This is a genomic window from Actinophytocola sp. NPDC049390, from assembly GCF_044466355.1.
In the GTDB taxonomy this organism is placed as follows: domain Bacteria; phylum Actinomycetota; class Actinomycetes; order Mycobacteriales; family Pseudonocardiaceae; genus Actinophytocola.
This window is the reverse complement of sequence record NZ_JBITMQ010000027.1, coordinates 1-13,173: the sequence shown is the minus strand read 5'-3', so window position 1 is coordinate 13,173 and position 13,173 is coordinate 1. Positions and strand designations below refer to the sequence as shown.

17 protein-coding genes are annotated in these 13,173 nt (G+C 70.8%); 10 read left to right on the top strand and 7 right to left on the bottom strand.

Annotated features, from left to right (window positions below):
- The first annotated feature begins 68 nt into the window (after nucleotides 1-68).
- From ACIBVP_RS43640 to ACIBVP_RS43615, 6 genes are all read left to right on the top strand, one after another.
- A complete protein-coding gene (locus ACIBVP_RS43640) occupies nucleotides 69-764 on the top strand; it encodes an energy-coupling factor ABC transporter permease (RefSeq protein WP_396112452.1) in 696 nt (231 codons plus the stop codon).
- Nucleotides 761-1,129, top strand: a complete 369-nt coding sequence (locus tag ACIBVP_RS43635) for a PDGLE domain-containing protein (protein ID WP_396112451.1) — start codon at nucleotides 761-763, stop codon at nucleotides 1,127-1,129. The genes ACIBVP_RS43640 and ACIBVP_RS43635 overlap by 4 nt, the downstream gene beginning before the upstream one ends.
- A complete protein-coding gene (cbiQ, locus tag ACIBVP_RS43630; RefSeq protein WP_396112450.1) occupies nucleotides 1,126-1,857 on the top strand; it encodes a cobalt ECF transporter T component CbiQ in 732 nt (243 codons plus the stop codon). Before ACIBVP_RS43635 ends, cbiQ begins: the two co-directional genes overlap by 4 nt.
- On the top strand, nucleotides 1,845-2,585 hold the full coding sequence (locus ACIBVP_RS43625) for an energy-coupling factor ABC transporter ATP-binding protein (protein WP_396112449.1): 741 nt from the start codon (nucleotides 1,845-1,847) through the stop codon (nucleotides 2,583-2,585). Before cbiQ ends, ACIBVP_RS43625 begins: the two co-directional genes overlap by 13 nt.
- A gap of 67 nt (nucleotides 2,586-2,652) precedes the next feature.
- On the top strand, nucleotides 2,653-3,141 hold the full coding sequence (locus ACIBVP_RS43620; RefSeq protein WP_396112448.1) for a SigE family RNA polymerase sigma factor: 489 nt from the start codon (nucleotides 2,653-2,655) through the stop codon (nucleotides 3,139-3,141).
- 15 nt (nucleotides 3,142-3,156) lie between these two features.
- A complete protein-coding gene (locus ACIBVP_RS43615; RefSeq protein ID WP_396112447.1) occupies nucleotides 3,157-4,074 on the top strand; it encodes a hypothetical protein in 918 nt (305 codons plus the stop codon).
- Here ACIBVP_RS43615 and ACIBVP_RS43610 read toward each other — a convergent pair.
- Both ACIBVP_RS43610 and ACIBVP_RS43605 read right to left on the bottom strand, forming a co-directional pair.
- Complete coding sequence (locus ACIBVP_RS43610; protein WP_396112446.1) at nucleotides 4,071-4,241, bottom strand: DUF6186 family protein; 171 nt, start codon at nucleotides 4,239-4,241, stop codon at nucleotides 4,071-4,073. The two genes, ACIBVP_RS43615 and ACIBVP_RS43610, sit on opposite strands and share 4 nt — an antisense overlap.
- Complete coding sequence (locus ACIBVP_RS43605; RefSeq protein WP_396112445.1) at nucleotides 4,238-4,633, bottom strand: hypothetical protein; 396 nt, start codon at nucleotides 4,631-4,633, stop codon at nucleotides 4,238-4,240. Before ACIBVP_RS43605 ends, ACIBVP_RS43610 begins: the two co-directional genes overlap by 4 nt.
- Here ACIBVP_RS43605 and gcvT point away from each other — a divergent pair.
- Nucleotides 4,632-5,729: a glycine cleavage system aminomethyltransferase GcvT gene (gene gcvT, locus ACIBVP_RS43600; protein ID WP_396112444.1), complete on the top strand. Its 1,098-nt coding sequence runs from the start codon at nucleotides 4,632-4,634 to the stop codon at nucleotides 5,727-5,729. The two genes, ACIBVP_RS43605 and gcvT, sit on opposite strands and share 2 nt — an antisense overlap.
- Before the next feature lie 57 nt (nucleotides 5,730-5,786).
- Here the strand turns inward: gcvT and ACIBVP_RS43595 are convergent, their stop codons facing one another.
- Nucleotides 5,787-6,728 (bottom strand): Ku protein, encoded by a 942-nt coding sequence (locus tag ACIBVP_RS43595; protein ID WP_396112443.1) that lies wholly within the window; start codon nucleotides 6,726-6,728, stop codon nucleotides 5,787-5,789.
- 160 nt (nucleotides 6,729-6,888) lie between these two features.
- Here ACIBVP_RS43595 and ACIBVP_RS43590 point away from each other — a divergent pair, with 160 nt between their 5' ends.
- Nucleotides 6,889-7,191: a WhiB family transcriptional regulator gene (locus ACIBVP_RS43590; RefSeq protein ID WP_396112442.1), complete on the top strand. Its 303-nt coding sequence runs from the start codon at nucleotides 6,889-6,891 to the stop codon at nucleotides 7,189-7,191.
- On the opposite strand, the gene ACIBVP_RS43585 is transcribed toward ACIBVP_RS43590, so the two are convergent.
- A complete protein-coding gene (locus tag ACIBVP_RS43585; RefSeq protein ID WP_396112441.1) occupies nucleotides 7,175-7,996 on the bottom strand; it encodes an alpha/beta hydrolase in 822 nt (273 codons plus the stop codon). The two genes, ACIBVP_RS43590 and ACIBVP_RS43585, sit on opposite strands and share 17 nt — an antisense overlap.
- A 51-nt stretch (nucleotides 7,997-8,047) precedes the next feature.
- On the opposite strand from ACIBVP_RS43585, the gene ACIBVP_RS43580 reads away from it, so the two are divergent.
- On the top strand, nucleotides 8,048-11,032 hold the full coding sequence (locus tag ACIBVP_RS43580; RefSeq protein WP_396112503.1) for a glycine--tRNA ligase: 2,985 nt from the start codon (nucleotides 8,048-8,050) through the stop codon (nucleotides 11,030-11,032).
- Nucleotides 11,033-11,476: 444 nt separating this feature from the next.
- Here ACIBVP_RS43580 and ACIBVP_RS43575 read toward each other — a convergent pair whose 3' ends face one another.
- From ACIBVP_RS43575 to ACIBVP_RS43565, 3 genes are all read right to left on the bottom strand, one after another.
- Complete coding sequence (locus ACIBVP_RS43575) at nucleotides 11,477-11,737, bottom strand: hypothetical protein (RefSeq protein ID WP_396112440.1); 261 nt, start codon at nucleotides 11,735-11,737, stop codon at nucleotides 11,477-11,479.
- 347 nt (nucleotides 11,738-12,084) lie between these two features.
- Complete coding sequence (locus ACIBVP_RS43570; protein ID WP_396112439.1) at nucleotides 12,085-12,468, bottom strand: hypothetical protein; 384 nt, start codon at nucleotides 12,466-12,468, stop codon at nucleotides 12,085-12,087.
- A complete protein-coding gene (locus tag ACIBVP_RS43565; RefSeq protein ID WP_396112438.1) occupies nucleotides 12,465-12,644 on the bottom strand; it encodes a hypothetical protein in 180 nt (59 codons plus the stop codon). Before ACIBVP_RS43565 ends, ACIBVP_RS43570 begins: the two co-directional genes overlap by 4 nt.
- Before the next feature lie 181 nt (nucleotides 12,645-12,825).
- On the opposite strand from ACIBVP_RS43565, the gene ACIBVP_RS43560 reads away from it, so the two are divergent.
- Nucleotides 12,826-13,083 (top strand): hypothetical protein, encoded by a 258-nt coding sequence (locus ACIBVP_RS43560; protein WP_396112437.1) that lies wholly within the window; start codon nucleotides 12,826-12,828, stop codon nucleotides 13,081-13,083.
- The last annotated feature ends 90 nt before the right edge of the window (nucleotides 13,084-13,173 follow it).

Genomic DNA, 13,173 nt, shown 5'->3' with positions numbered 1-13,173 from the left:
CAGCGTATGCCGGATAGTTGTTGCCACATACTGGCGATTGCGGGTGATTGGTATCTAGGCTGGCCGACGTGTCCGCAACCGTAGCCATGCACATGAGCGACGGCCTGATCAACGCCCCCACCTCGCTGATCTTCGGCGGGGTGGCGGTGGTCGGCATGGCCGTGGCCATGGTCGGCGCTCGCCGTGACCTCGACGACCGCACCGCGCCGATGGCCGGTCTCGTCGCCGCCTTCGTGTTCGCCACCCAGATGCTCAACTTCCCGATCCTGCCGGGGGTCAGCGGCCACCTGCTCGGTGGCGCGCTCGCCGCGATCCTCGCCGGGCCGTACGTCGGCGCGCTGTGCGTCGGCATCGTGCTGCTCGTGCAGGCGCTCGTGTTCGCCGACGGCGGGCTGACCGCGCTCGGCGCCAACATCACGAACATGGCGCTCATCGGCACCGCCGCGGGCTACCTGGTCGCGGTCACGCTGCGGTCGTTCGCCACGCGCGGCAGGGCGGGGCTCGCCGCGGTCGCGTTCCTGGCCGCGTTCGTCAACACCGTGGCCGCGTCGCTCGGGTTCGTGCTCCAGTTCGCGATGGGCGGTGACGCGACGTTCTCCCTGGGCGGGGTGACCGCCACCGTGGTCGGGCTGCACGCGCTGATCGGCATCGGCGAGGGGATCATCACCGCGCTCACGGTCACCGCGGTCGCCGCCGCCCGGCCCGACCTCGTGCACCTGCTGCGGGGCACCGGGAAGCCACTGGAGATCCGGAGCGCGGCATGAGCACCACGACGAGGAAGACCTGGCTGTTCTTCGCGGCCTTCGCGCTCGTGGCGCTCGTGTTCGCCGGGGTGCTGTCCTACTTCGCCGACGCCGACCCGGACGGTCTCGACTCGGCCACGCTCGAGGGGTGCGAGGTCGTGGAGACCGACGCGGGGGAGGAGCTGACCGGCGACTGCATCGCCAGGAACGCGGAGGACCACGACCTCGCGGACGGCCCGCTGGCCGACTACGCGGTCGGCGGTGACGACCGGTTCACCGGCGTCGCCGGGGTGCTGGGCGTCGTGGGCACGCTGGTCGTCGCCGGTGGCCTGTTCTGGGTGCTGCGCCGCCGCCCGGCGAAGCAGGACGACAGCCGCGAAGAATGAGCGCTGGTCACGCGGGCACGCACGTCCTGCACCACCCGGGGGACTCGCCCGTCCACCGGCTGCCCGCCCAGGTCAAGATCGTCGCCGCGCTACTGACGGTCATCGGCGTGGTCGCCACCCCGCGCGAGGAGTACTGGGCGTTCGGGCTGTACCTCCTGCTGATCGTCACCGTCTGGCGGATCGCGCGGGTGCCCGTCTCGCACGTCGCGAAACGCGCGCTGATCGAGGTGCCGTTCGTGGTGATCGCGCTGCTCATGCCGTTGTTCGGGGGAGTGGCGGGTGCGCTCGCCGGGTGGAACATCCTCGCCAAGGGCACGCTCGGCGTCCTCACCTCGCTGACCCTGGCGGCGACGACCACCCCGCGTGAGCTGATCGTGGGCCTGCAGCGGCTGCGCACGCCCGCCGTGCTGACCACGATCGCGACGCTGATGCTGCGGTACCTGGAGGTCATCGCCGCCGAGGCGCGGCGGATGCGGCTCGCCAGGATCTCCCGGGGGCACGACCCCCGGTTCCTGTGGCAGGTCGGCGCGACCGCACGCGGCATCGGCGCCCTGTTCATCCGCAGCTACGAACGCGGCGAGCGGGTGCACCTCGCGATGGTGTCGCGCGGCTGGACCGGCGCCATGCCCGACCGCGGCAGGCCCGCCCGCCTCGCGACCTGGCTCGCCGGCCTCACTCCGGTGCTGGTCACGGCCGCCGTGCTCGCCACGGCAGTATGGGTCCCGTGACACCCGCGCTGTCGGTCAAGGGCCTCGCCTTCGCCTACCCGGACGGGCACCAGGCGCTCTACGGCATCGACCTGCGGGTCGAGCCGGGGGAGCGGGTGGCCGTGCTCGGCCCGAACGGCGCGGGCAAGACCACACTGGTGCTGCACCTCAACGGCGTGCTGACCGCGGGCGCGGGCACCATCGAGGTCGCCGGGCTGCCGGTGGAGAAGGCCAACCTGCACGAGATCCGCCGCCGCGTCGGCATCGTGTTCCAGGACCCCGACGACCAGCTGTTCATGCAGACCGTCCGCGAGGACGTCGCGTTCGGCCCCGCCAACTTCGGGCTGCGCGGCGCCGAGCTGGACGCACGGGTGCACCAGGCGCTCGACGCGGTCGGCATGACCGCGCACATCGACCGGTCACCGCTGCACCTGTCGGGCGGGCAGCGTCGCCGCGTCGCGCTCGCCACTGTGCTGGCGTGCGACCCGGAGATCCTCGTGCTGGACGAACCGTCGGCGAACCTGGAGCCGGTCGCACGCCGTGAGCTGGCCGAGGTGCTGCTGTCGCTGGGCGCCACCATGCTGATGGTCACCCACGACCTGCCGTACGCGCTACAGCTGTGCCCGCGCAGCGTGCTGGTCGACGACGGCGTGGTGGTCGCCGACGGCCCGACCCGCGAGCTGCTGGCCGACGCCGAGCTGCTCGCCGCGCACCGGCTGGAGCTCCCGTTCGGATTTCGTCTCGACTAGAGGCAACCTCGTCGCATCCGGGCCGCGTTCCTGATGTTGTAGAGGGACGACACAGGAGGTCACCGGGGTGAAACGCGCCGAGGAGAACACGTACCGCGAGTACGTGGTGGCTCGGATGGAGACCATGCGGCGCACCGCGTACCTCCTGTGCCGGGACTGGCACACCGCGGACGACCTCGTGTCGATCACCATCAGCAAGCTGTACCGGCACTGGCCGCGGATCGGCGGGACCCCCGGCATCGACGCGTACGTCCGCAAGGCGCTGCTGCGCACCTGGCTGGACGAGAAGCGCAGGCCGTGGCGGCGTGAGCAGGTCGCGGAGGAGCTGCCCGAGCTGCCTTCGGCCACGGAGTTCGCGGTGGTCAGCCGGGCCCAGCTGCTCGACCTGCTCGACGGGCTGCCGCCCAGGCGCAGAGCAGCGGTGGTGTTGCGCCTCTACTGCGATCTCTCGGTGGAGGAGACCGCCGAGATCCTCGGTTGCTCGGTGGGCACCGTGAAGAGCCAGACCGCGCGGGGGCTCGACACGTTGCGCACCAAGGCAGCACGGGCCGACTAGCGCGAAAGGTGCGGAATGGACAAGCAACTGTTCGACGACGCGATCGGGGAGGTGCCGCCGTCCACGGTCGACGTGGACGCGGCCATCGCCCGCGGCCGCCGCGCGGCCAGGGTTCGCCAGATGGCGAACCCGGCGGTCGCGACCGGGGTGGCGGTCGTACTGCTGACCGGGGCCGTCGCGTACACGATGACGCGGGACGACGACGGGAGCCCGGCCGTCGGCGTGGCGGCGCCGACGACCACGACCTCGTCGGCGCCGCCCTCGTCGAGGACGGCGCCGCCGCCCCCGACGGGGACGTCCAGTGCGTCCACCGACGTCGTGGGGGTCCCTGTCGGGGGCGACGCGGTGCCGCCACCGGCGTGCGAGAGGGAGGACCTGGAGTCCGCGGGGGAGGCGGCCGACCGCCTCCTGCAGGCGGCCACGGACGCGGTCATGGCGCAGCGGCCGGACCTGGCGCTGTCGCCGAACCACGAATACCCGAAGGGCACGACACGCGGGCCGCTCGAGTTCTACCAGATCGTCGAGCCCGGCGAGGAGCTGCCGATCTGCGACGCCCAGGGGCGCCTGGAGTCCACCGCCACCACGACGGCGCCGGATGGCGACGGCAACCTCCTGATGCTCGTGGAGCCGGACTTCCACCCCGACGAGCGCGGCTCGTGCGACGGGATCGGGCTGCCGAACCGGACGTTCTGCGCGGCGGAGACCGGCCCGAACGGTGAGGAGATCGTCAAGCAGACGGTGGGTTTCGAGGGCGGCGTCGTCATGCACCGGGTCGTGGCCGTCCGCGACGACGGGACGTCGATTCTGGTCCAGGCCGAGAACGTCGCCACGTCCAGCAAGTACAACACGCCCGCCACGGCGACCGCGCCACCGCTCACCCTCGATCAGCTGGTCGAGATCGCCATCGACCCGGCCATGACGCTGTTCCCCTAACGCGCGAGGAAGTGCCACCCGAGCCAGCCCCAGACGAGCACCGTCAGGACCCGGCCGGCTCGGGTGGCCACCAGCATGGCGAGCAACTCGGCGGCCAGCGCCGGACGTCTCAGTTGCACAATGAGACCAACCAGGCCGAGCAGCACGAAACCAGCACCGAAGATCATCGTCGCACCAGGAGCCAGCCGCCCCACAGCCAGAGTGCCCAGCCCGCGACCCGCACCGGGTAGATCGCCAGGACCGGGTCCATGAGCAGGCTGATCGTCAGGTCGCCCGCGAACAGCGCGGCCAGCTCCCAGACGCCGAACGCGAGCACCCAGAGCAGCCAGGGCAGGTGGGTGCGCACCGGTCTCGCGGCCGGTGCGCGGGGGCGGCGCAGCACGAGGACCGCGGCCAGCACGGCGGTCGCCGGGACCAGCACGGCGACCAGCGCACCCGTGCTGTGGCTGGCGAAACCCGCGCCGAACGCGGCGTAGGCGAGACCGGCGACGAGCGGCGCGGCACGCCGGATACCCCCGTTGTTCCGGGCGGGCGTCCCAGCGGGCAGGATCGGGGTCATGAGCACACTGTCGCCGCTGCACGAGGTGCATTCCAAGCTCGGTGCGTCGTTCACCGACTTCGCTGGCTGGTCGATGCCGCTCCGGTACGGCAGCGAACTGGCCGAGCACAAGGCCGTGCGGGAGGCCGCCGGCCTGTTCGACCTGTCGCACATGGGGGAGATCGAGCTGACCGGCCCGGAGGCGGCGCGGGCGCTCGACTACGCGCTGGTCGGCAAGCTCTCCGCGGTCAAACCGGGCCGCGCCAGGTACACGATGATCTGCGACGGCGAGGGCGGCGTGCTCGACGACCTCGTCGTGTACCGGATCGGCGAGGACCACTTCATGGTGGTGGCGAACGCGTCGAACGCCGCGGTGGTGTTCGCCGAACTGAGGTCGCGCGCCGAGGGCTTCACGGTCGAGGTGACCGACCGGTCGACCGACTGCGCGCTGATCGCCGTGCAGGGCCCGGCCTCGGCGGAGATCATCGGCGCGGTCTGCGACGCGGACCTGTCCGCGTTGCCGTACTACGGCAGCGTCCCGACCCGCGTCGGCGGGCACGACGTGCTGCTGGCCCGCACCGGCTACACGGGCGAGGACGGGTTCGAGGTGTACGCGGAGGCCCCGCACGCAGCGGACGTGTGGGAGACGCTGTCGGCGGCGGGCTCGTCGCACGGTCTCCTTCCCGCGGGCCTCGCGTGCCGCGACACGCTGCGCCTGGAGGCCGGCATGCCGCTGTACGGCAACGAGCTGACCGCCGACATGACCCCGTTCGACGCCGGTCTCGGCCGCGTGGTCAAGTTCGACAAGCCCGCCGACTTCGTCGGCCGCGCGGCGCTGGAGCGGCGCCGCGACGCGGGTGACGCGGTGGAGCAGGTGCTGGTCGGCCTGGTCGGCGAGGGCCGCCGCGCCGCCCGCCACGGCTACCCGGTGATGGACGGCGACACGCAGGCCGGCACGGTGACGAGCGGCGCCCTGTCCCCGACGCTGGGCCACCCGATCGCGATGGCGTACGTCCCGCCGTCGCTCACCGAACCCGGCACGAAGCTGACCGTCGACATCCGCGGCAAGGCGATGCCGGTGTCAGTGGTGAAGCTCCCGTTCTACAAGCGCGCGTGACCGGCCCTGAAAGACGCTTTCGGGACGCTCAGTACCCCGAAAGCGTCTTTCGGGGCGTTACGACGCCGCGGCCGTGCTCTGCGCCTCCGCGACCGCCTTCGCCAACTCGTCCCGGTTCATCTTCGAACGGCCCTTGACGTCCAGTTCCTTGGCGAGCTTGTCCAGGTCGGCCTTGCTCATGTCGTCGAGGTCCGAGGCCTTGGGCGCCGCGGTACGGCCCTTCTTGCGGCTCTCGACACTCCGCGACAGGGCCTCGAACAGGTCGACCACCTTCGTCGGCTCCGACGGCTCCTCCGCGGCGACGACCTCCTGGCCCTCGCGCTTGGACTCGATGAGCTTCTCGACCTGCTCGGTGTACGTGTCGTGGTACTCCTCCGGCCGCCACTCGTCGGACATCGACTCGACGAGGCTCACCGCCATGTCGAGCTCCTTGCCGCGCGCGGACGTGATCTCCGGCAGCGACTTCAGCTCCTTCGCCGGGTCGCGGATGTCCTCGGGGAACAGCAACGTGTTCAGCACGAGCAGCCCGTCACCGGCGCGCACGGCCGTCAGGTACTCCTTGCCCCGCATGACGAACGACGCGATCCCCGCCCGGTTCGTCTTCTCCATGGCCTGCAGCAGCAGCGAGTACGACCGCCCGTACTCCTCCTTGGCCGGCGCGAGCCAGTAGGTCTTCTGGAAGTGGATCGGGTCGATCTCCTCCAGGTCCACGAACGAGTTGATGTCGATCGTGCGGGAGCGGCCCGGGGCGATCTGGTCCAGCTCGTCGGGCTCGATGATCACGTACTCGCCGCCGCCGACATCGGCCCCCTTGACGATGTCGGAGAACGCCACCTCCTTGCCGGTCCGCTCGTTGATGCGCTTGTACCGGATCCGGTCGGACGTCCCCCGCTCGAACTGGCGGAAGCTGATCGTGTGGTCCTCCGTCGCGCTGTAGAGCTCGACGGGGATGGTCACCAACCCGAAGTTGATGGCACCGCTCCAGATCGGTCGCGCCACTGCTACTGCCCTCCCCTTGGCCGTTGCGTCATGGTCATGATGGCCCTTTCCTGGGACGACGCACCAGTCCGCCACTTTCGCGACACGAAGTTTGCTCCGTGAACCACCCGGGTACCACCCCGGCGAACAGGTCAAGCGCGAAGGTATGGAGGAGCCAGCCATGGTGGACGTCTCCCGGCTGCCCGGTCCGATCTCCGAAACGTGGGACTGGCAGCGCCTTGCCGCGTGCCGCGGCCGCAACAGCGACATGTTCTTCCACCCCAGGGCGGAACGCGGCCAGGCACGGGAGGAACGGGTGGCACGGGCCAAGGAGATCTGCCGGTCGTGTCCGGTGATCGTCGAATGCCGTCACCACGCGCTGACCGTGTACGAGCCGTACGGCATCTGGGGCGGCCTCGACGAGTCCGAGCGCCGCGCGGCGTACGCACACCGGAAGAAACTGCAGGTCAGCGACGCGAGTTGACCAGTTCGAGCACCGCGCCGACCACTTGCGACCCGGCCAGCAGGACCGGGTCGTTGTGGTCGGTGTCCGGTATCTCGACCGCGTCCCCGTCCCGGGCGGCCGACGCGACCGCCCGGCTCTGGTCCGGGGGCACGATCTCGTCGGTCGACGAGTAGACGACCGTGACGGGCACGTCGAGCCGCCGGACGTGCTCGACCACGGGGAACCGGTCCCGCAACAGCATGCGCACGGGCAGGAACGGGTAGTGCTCGGCCGCGGTGTCGGCCAGCTCGGTGAACGGTGACCGCAGCAGCAGCCCGGCGGGCGGGTGTTCGATCGCCAGCTCGGCGACCACGGCGCCGCCGAGGCTGTCGCCGAAGTAGACCAGCCGGTCCTGCGGCACCCCCAGCTCGTCGACCAGGTAGGCGTGTGCCGCGCGCACGTCGAGCGCGAGGCCCTCCTGCGTCGGGTCGCCCGGGTTGCCGCCGTAGCCGCGGTAGTCGAACAACAGCACTGATAACCCCTCGGCACGCAGGGCGGCGGCCAGCTCGGCCCGGTGCGACCGGTCACCGCCGTTGCCGTTCGCCACCAGCACGGTGAACCCCAGGTCAGGGCCGGTCGGCGGGACGTACCAGGCGCCCAGGGCAAGCCCGTCGGCGGTGGTCAGCCGCACGTCACGGGCACCGGGCAGCACCTGCGACGCCGACGGCACCGGCCCACCCGACGGCAGGTAGATCAGCCTGCGCTGGAAGAGGTACGCGAGCGCGAGCACGACCACCACCACGACGACGACCGCCGTCGCGCTCACCACCAGCCATCGAGGCACCCGCCCAGTGTTCCCGAAGGGCCGGTCATTAGGGTTTTGTGGGTGCTGACCATGCAGGACGCGTTGCTCGCCTTGACCAAGTACTGGACCGACCGGGGTTGCATGATCGTGCAGCCGTTCAACACCGAGGTCGGTGCGGGCACGCTCAACCCCGCGACCATCCTGCGCGTGCTTGGTCCGGAGCCGTGGCGGGTGGCCTACGTCGAGCCCAGCGTGCGGCCCGACGACTCCCGGTACGGCGAGAACCCCAACCGGCTGCAGACGCACACCCAGTTCCAGGTGATCCTGAAGCCCGACCCGGGCGACCCGCAGGAGCAGTACCTGCAGAGCCTGGCCGCGCTGGGCATCGACATCGAGGCCCACGACATCCGCTTCGTCGAGGACAACTGGGCCAACCCGGCCACCGGCTCGTGGGGGCTGGGCTGGGAGGTCTGGCTGGACGGGCTGGAGATCACCCAGTTCACGTACTTCCAGCAGGCCGGCGGCATGAGCCTCGACCCGGTGTCGGTGGAGATCACCTACGGCGTCGAGCGCATCATCATGGCGCTGCAGGGCGTGAGTCACTTCAAGGACATCCAGTACGCCCCGGGCATCACCTACGGCGAGGCGTTCGGCCAGGCCGAGTACGAGATGAGCCGCTTCTACCTCGACGACGCCGACGTCGAGACGCAGAAGCGCCTGTTCGAGGACTACGCCGACGAGGCGCGCCGCATGTTGGACGCGCGGCTGCCCGTGCCCGCCCACCTGCACGTGCTCAAGTGCTCGCACACGTTCAACGTGCTCGACTCCCGCGGCGCCGTCTCCACGACCGAGCGCGCGAAGGCGTTCGCGCGGATGCGGGGCCTGGCCCGCGAGGTGTCGGCCCTGTGGGCGGAGCGCCGCGAGGAGCTGGGCCACCCGCTCGGCCTGTCCGCGCTGCCGGAACCCGCGGCGGCCCCGGCGGAGTTCGGCGAGGTGACGGCCCCGGCGCCGCTGCTGTTCGAGATCGGCACCGAGGAACTGCCGCCGCACGAGGTGACCCGCAGCGCGGAGGCGGTCCGCGCGGCGGTGGCGACGAAGCTGGCGGCCACCCGTCTCGACCACGGCGACGTGGTGGCCCACGCGACCCCGCGCCGCATCGTGGTGCTGGTCGACGACGTGGCCCCGCGTGAGCCGGACGCCGAGCGGTTCGTCCGCGGCCCACGTGCCTCGGCGGCGTTCGACGCGAACGGTGAGCCGACGAAGGCGGCGCAGGGCTTCGCCCGTGGTCAGAAGATCGACCCGGCCGTCCTGGAACGTGTCGAGCAGGACGGCGTCGAGTACGTCGGCGTGACGAGGACCGACCTCGGCCGCGGCGCGCTGGAGGTGCTGAGCGGCGTGCTCGGCGAGGTGGTCGCGGAACTGCGCGCCGACAAGAACATGCGGTGGAACGACCGCAAGCTGTCGTTCACGCGGCCGGTCCGCTGGCTGGTGGCGCTGCTCGGTGACACGGAGGTCCCGGTGACGGCGTCGTCGCTGGCCGCGGGCCGCACGACCCGCGTGCACCGCACGGCACCCGAACCGGTGGTCTCCGTTCCGTCCGCCGCGGGCTACCTGGAGTTCCTGTCCGGGCACGGCATCACCGCGTCGACGACCGCCCGCCGCGAGCTGATCCTGGCCGCGGCCCGCGAGCTGGCCGCGACGGTCGGCGGCACGATCGACGAGCAGGCCGAGGCCGGGCTCATCGACGAGATCACCAACCTGGTCGAGGAACCGAACGCCATCCTGGGCGGCTTCTCCGAGACGTACCTGGAGCTGCCGCAGGAGATCCTGACGACGGTCATGCGCAAGCACCAGCGCTACCTGCCGGTGCGTACCGCGTCGGGTGAGCTGCTGCCGCACTTCGTGGCGGTGGCGAACGGCGCCTGCGACCAGGACGCGGTCCGCGCGGGCAACGAGGCCGTGCTCCGCGCCCGCTACGAGGACGCGAGCTTCTTCTGGCGCGCGGACCTGAAGGTGGCGCCGGAGACCATGAAGGCGGGCCTCGGTCGCCTGGCCTTCGAGGAGAAGCTCGGCTCGATGGCCGACCGCGCGGCGCGCATCGCCGCCGTGGCAGGGGATCTGGGCACCGGACTGTCCGACGTGGACCGATCCACTTTGGACCGTGCGGCCGCGCTGGCGAAGTTCGACCTGGCGTCGCAGATGGTGATCGAGCTGACGAGCCTGGCCGGTGTCATGGCGCGCGAGTACGCGGCCCGTTCCGGTGAGCCGCAGGCGGTGGCCGAGGCGCTGTTCGACATGGAGCGCCCGCGGTCGTCTGCGGACCGGACCCCGGCCACGGCGCCGGGTGCGGTGCTGGCGCTGGCGGACCGCTTCGACATGCTGGTCGGGCTGTTCGCGGTGGGTGCCGCGCCGACCGGCAGCTCGGACCCGTTCGGTCTCCGCCGGGCGGCGGCGGGCGTGATCGCGATCCTGCGCGCCCACCCGGCGCTGTCGGACGTCACGCTGTCCCGGGGCCTCGCGACGGCGGCGGCGCACGTGCGTGCACAGGGGATCGAGGTCCGCGAGGAGACCCTGGCGGAGGTGGAGGAGTTCGTCGTCCGCCGCTACGAGCAGCAGCTGCTCGACGCCGGTCACGACCACCGCCACGTGGCGGCGGTCCTCCCGCTGGCCGGTGCGCCGGCAGCCGCGGAGGCCACGCTGCGCGAGATCGAGCAGCGGGTCGGGGACGCGGAGTTCGCGGCACTGGTGGCGGCGTTGCAGCGGGTCCGCCGCATCGTCCCGGCCGACACCGAGGCGACGTACGACCCGGCGAAGCTGACCGAGCCCGCGGAGGCCGCGCTGCACCAGGAGCTGGTGAAGGCGAAGGACGCGATGGCCACCCCGGCGCTGGCGGACTTCGTCCTGGCGGCCACGCCGCTGACAGCGCCGATCAACACGTTCTTCGACGACATCCTCGTGATGGCCGAGGACGCGGAGGTGCGGGCGGCCCGCCTCGGCCTGCTGGCCACGATCCGCGACCTGGCCGCACCGGTGCTCGACTGGCAGGCACTGGGCACGAGCTTCGCGACCGAGTAGGCCCGCACGCACCGAAGGACCCCTTCGGCGCGCGCCGCTTGTGCTGAAGGCCCCCTTCGGTGCGCGCGGTTGTGCTGTAGGGCCGTTCAGTGCGCTGGTGGTCCTTGAAGGGCCCTTTTGGTGCGTTGCGGGTGCTGAAGTGCTCGTTCGGTGCGCGCTTTGGTGTGCCGAAGGACCCCTTCGGTGCGCGCCGCTTGTGCTGACGGCCCCCTTCGGTGGGCGCGGTTGTGCTTAAAGACTCCTTCGGTGCGTTGCGGGTGCTGATGGGGTCCTTCAGTGCAGGCCCCGGTGTCGAAGGGGTCCTTCGGTGCGTTGGCGGTGGTGAAGGGGTCCTTCAGTGCGGGCGCGTTGTGTCGATGGGGTCCTTCGGTGCGCGCCGGGCGTTGGTGGGCAGAAGAAAAGCGGGCCTGCCGAGCAGAACCCGCTTGCCACGCATCGTCGTCGTCAGAGGAGCACGACCTCCCGGGACCCCTCGTCGCCCTTCACGATCAGCTGCTCCCGGTTCTCGCGCACCGCGCGGTACACGAAGTCCCCGTACCCGATCAGCCGCCGGAGCGCCTCCGTCAGCGTGACGCCCTCCCGCTCGATCACGTTCTCGAGAGCACGCACGGTGTCCGGCGAAACAGCGACGTTGATCCGCTTCGGCTCCGCCCTGGCGGAGGTCTGCTGTCCGGCGGGTTCGGTCGGCGCGCCCTTGGCTGTCATGGTCACATCCTGTTTGCAGGGGTTGGGGCAATCGGGTTAAGTGTATGTGCGCTGCTGGCGCGGATGCAACACGGAAGCTACACGTAATCGACACTTACGGAGTGTTGTCATACTGTCTCCGGAGGGTTACGCTCAAGGTGGGCCGACAGTGCTGACCTGCATCGACGGCCCGCCGGGAGGCGCGAAACACATGCCTGACACCAGCTCCGCCGCGTACCGACGGCACGCGGAGCGGCCGCCGTGGCGCGTCAGTGGCCTCGAACCCCTCGATGGCACATGGTTCGAGACCGGGAACACCCCGCCCGCCGACAAGCCGCTCATCCTGCTCGTTCCTGTCCAGTCCGGCGTCACTGGTCCCGGTCGAAGCGATTCGGATTGATGTTCGCGCCGGCGCCGAAGAAGGCGCCGACGATCGTGGCGGCGGCGCCGAGCAGGATGGGCAGCATCGTGCGGGCGAGTTCCGTGGCGATCGACGGCGACAGCGCGCCGACCCACAGTCCCACCACCAGCGCGAGAACCGTCAGCAGTATCAACGCGCCCACGCCGATCAGCACCCACTTCTGCATGCGCAGGTAGTGGCGGCGCGCGGCCTTCTTCGCCTCCAGTTCGGCCTGGCGTTCGCGCAGTTCCAGCTCGCGGCCGCGGGCGATCAGCTCACGGTTGCCCGGCGGCGAGCGGTCCACCCACGTGCCGTCGTCGGTGAGCTCGCCCGGCCGGTTCCTGCGGATCATGTCAGGTCCGGGAGCGGGATCAACGCGATCAGCGGCTCGTCGGCAGGCTGGTCGTCACCTTCCTCGTACCACGTGACCGCCGCGCAGGTGTCATCCCAGGCGTCACCGCCGCCGACGCGGCCGGGCGCCGGCTCGTCGTCGCGCGGCGTCCTGGCCGCGGGGCTCGTGTCCTGCATGACGCCGTTCCTTCGTGGGGACCGGAATGTGCCGTTCGCTCTGCGAACATCACTCTACAGAGCAGGGTAACTCCTCATTGCCACATAAACAACGGTGATCGTGTGCATAGAGGCTGTTGCTTATGTGTATGCCGCGTGCCAAACTTGACGAACCGGGGCCGACAGAGGAAGTGATGTGGTCATGCTGGGTAATCGCCCGGAGGTCGAGGAAGCACCCGACGGCCGCCTCACCACCGAGCCGAAGCGGATCAACGTGGCGATCTCACCGGAGATGGTCCGCGCACTCGAGTACGTCATCGAGCGCGAGGGCGTGACGCTCACGGAGGCACTGCGCCGCCTGGTCGGCTACGGCGACTTCGTGTACCGGGCGGTACGCGAACGTCGCGAGCAGCTCCTGTTGTCCGGTTCCGACGGCACGAAGGAAGTGGTCCTGCTCTAGGCCGTGTTTCAGAGCTGTGACCAGCGGGATGTTGCCTGGTGTTGACTTGTTTGGCGTGTCGTTGATCGAAATAGGGCGAGGTCTCCGGTA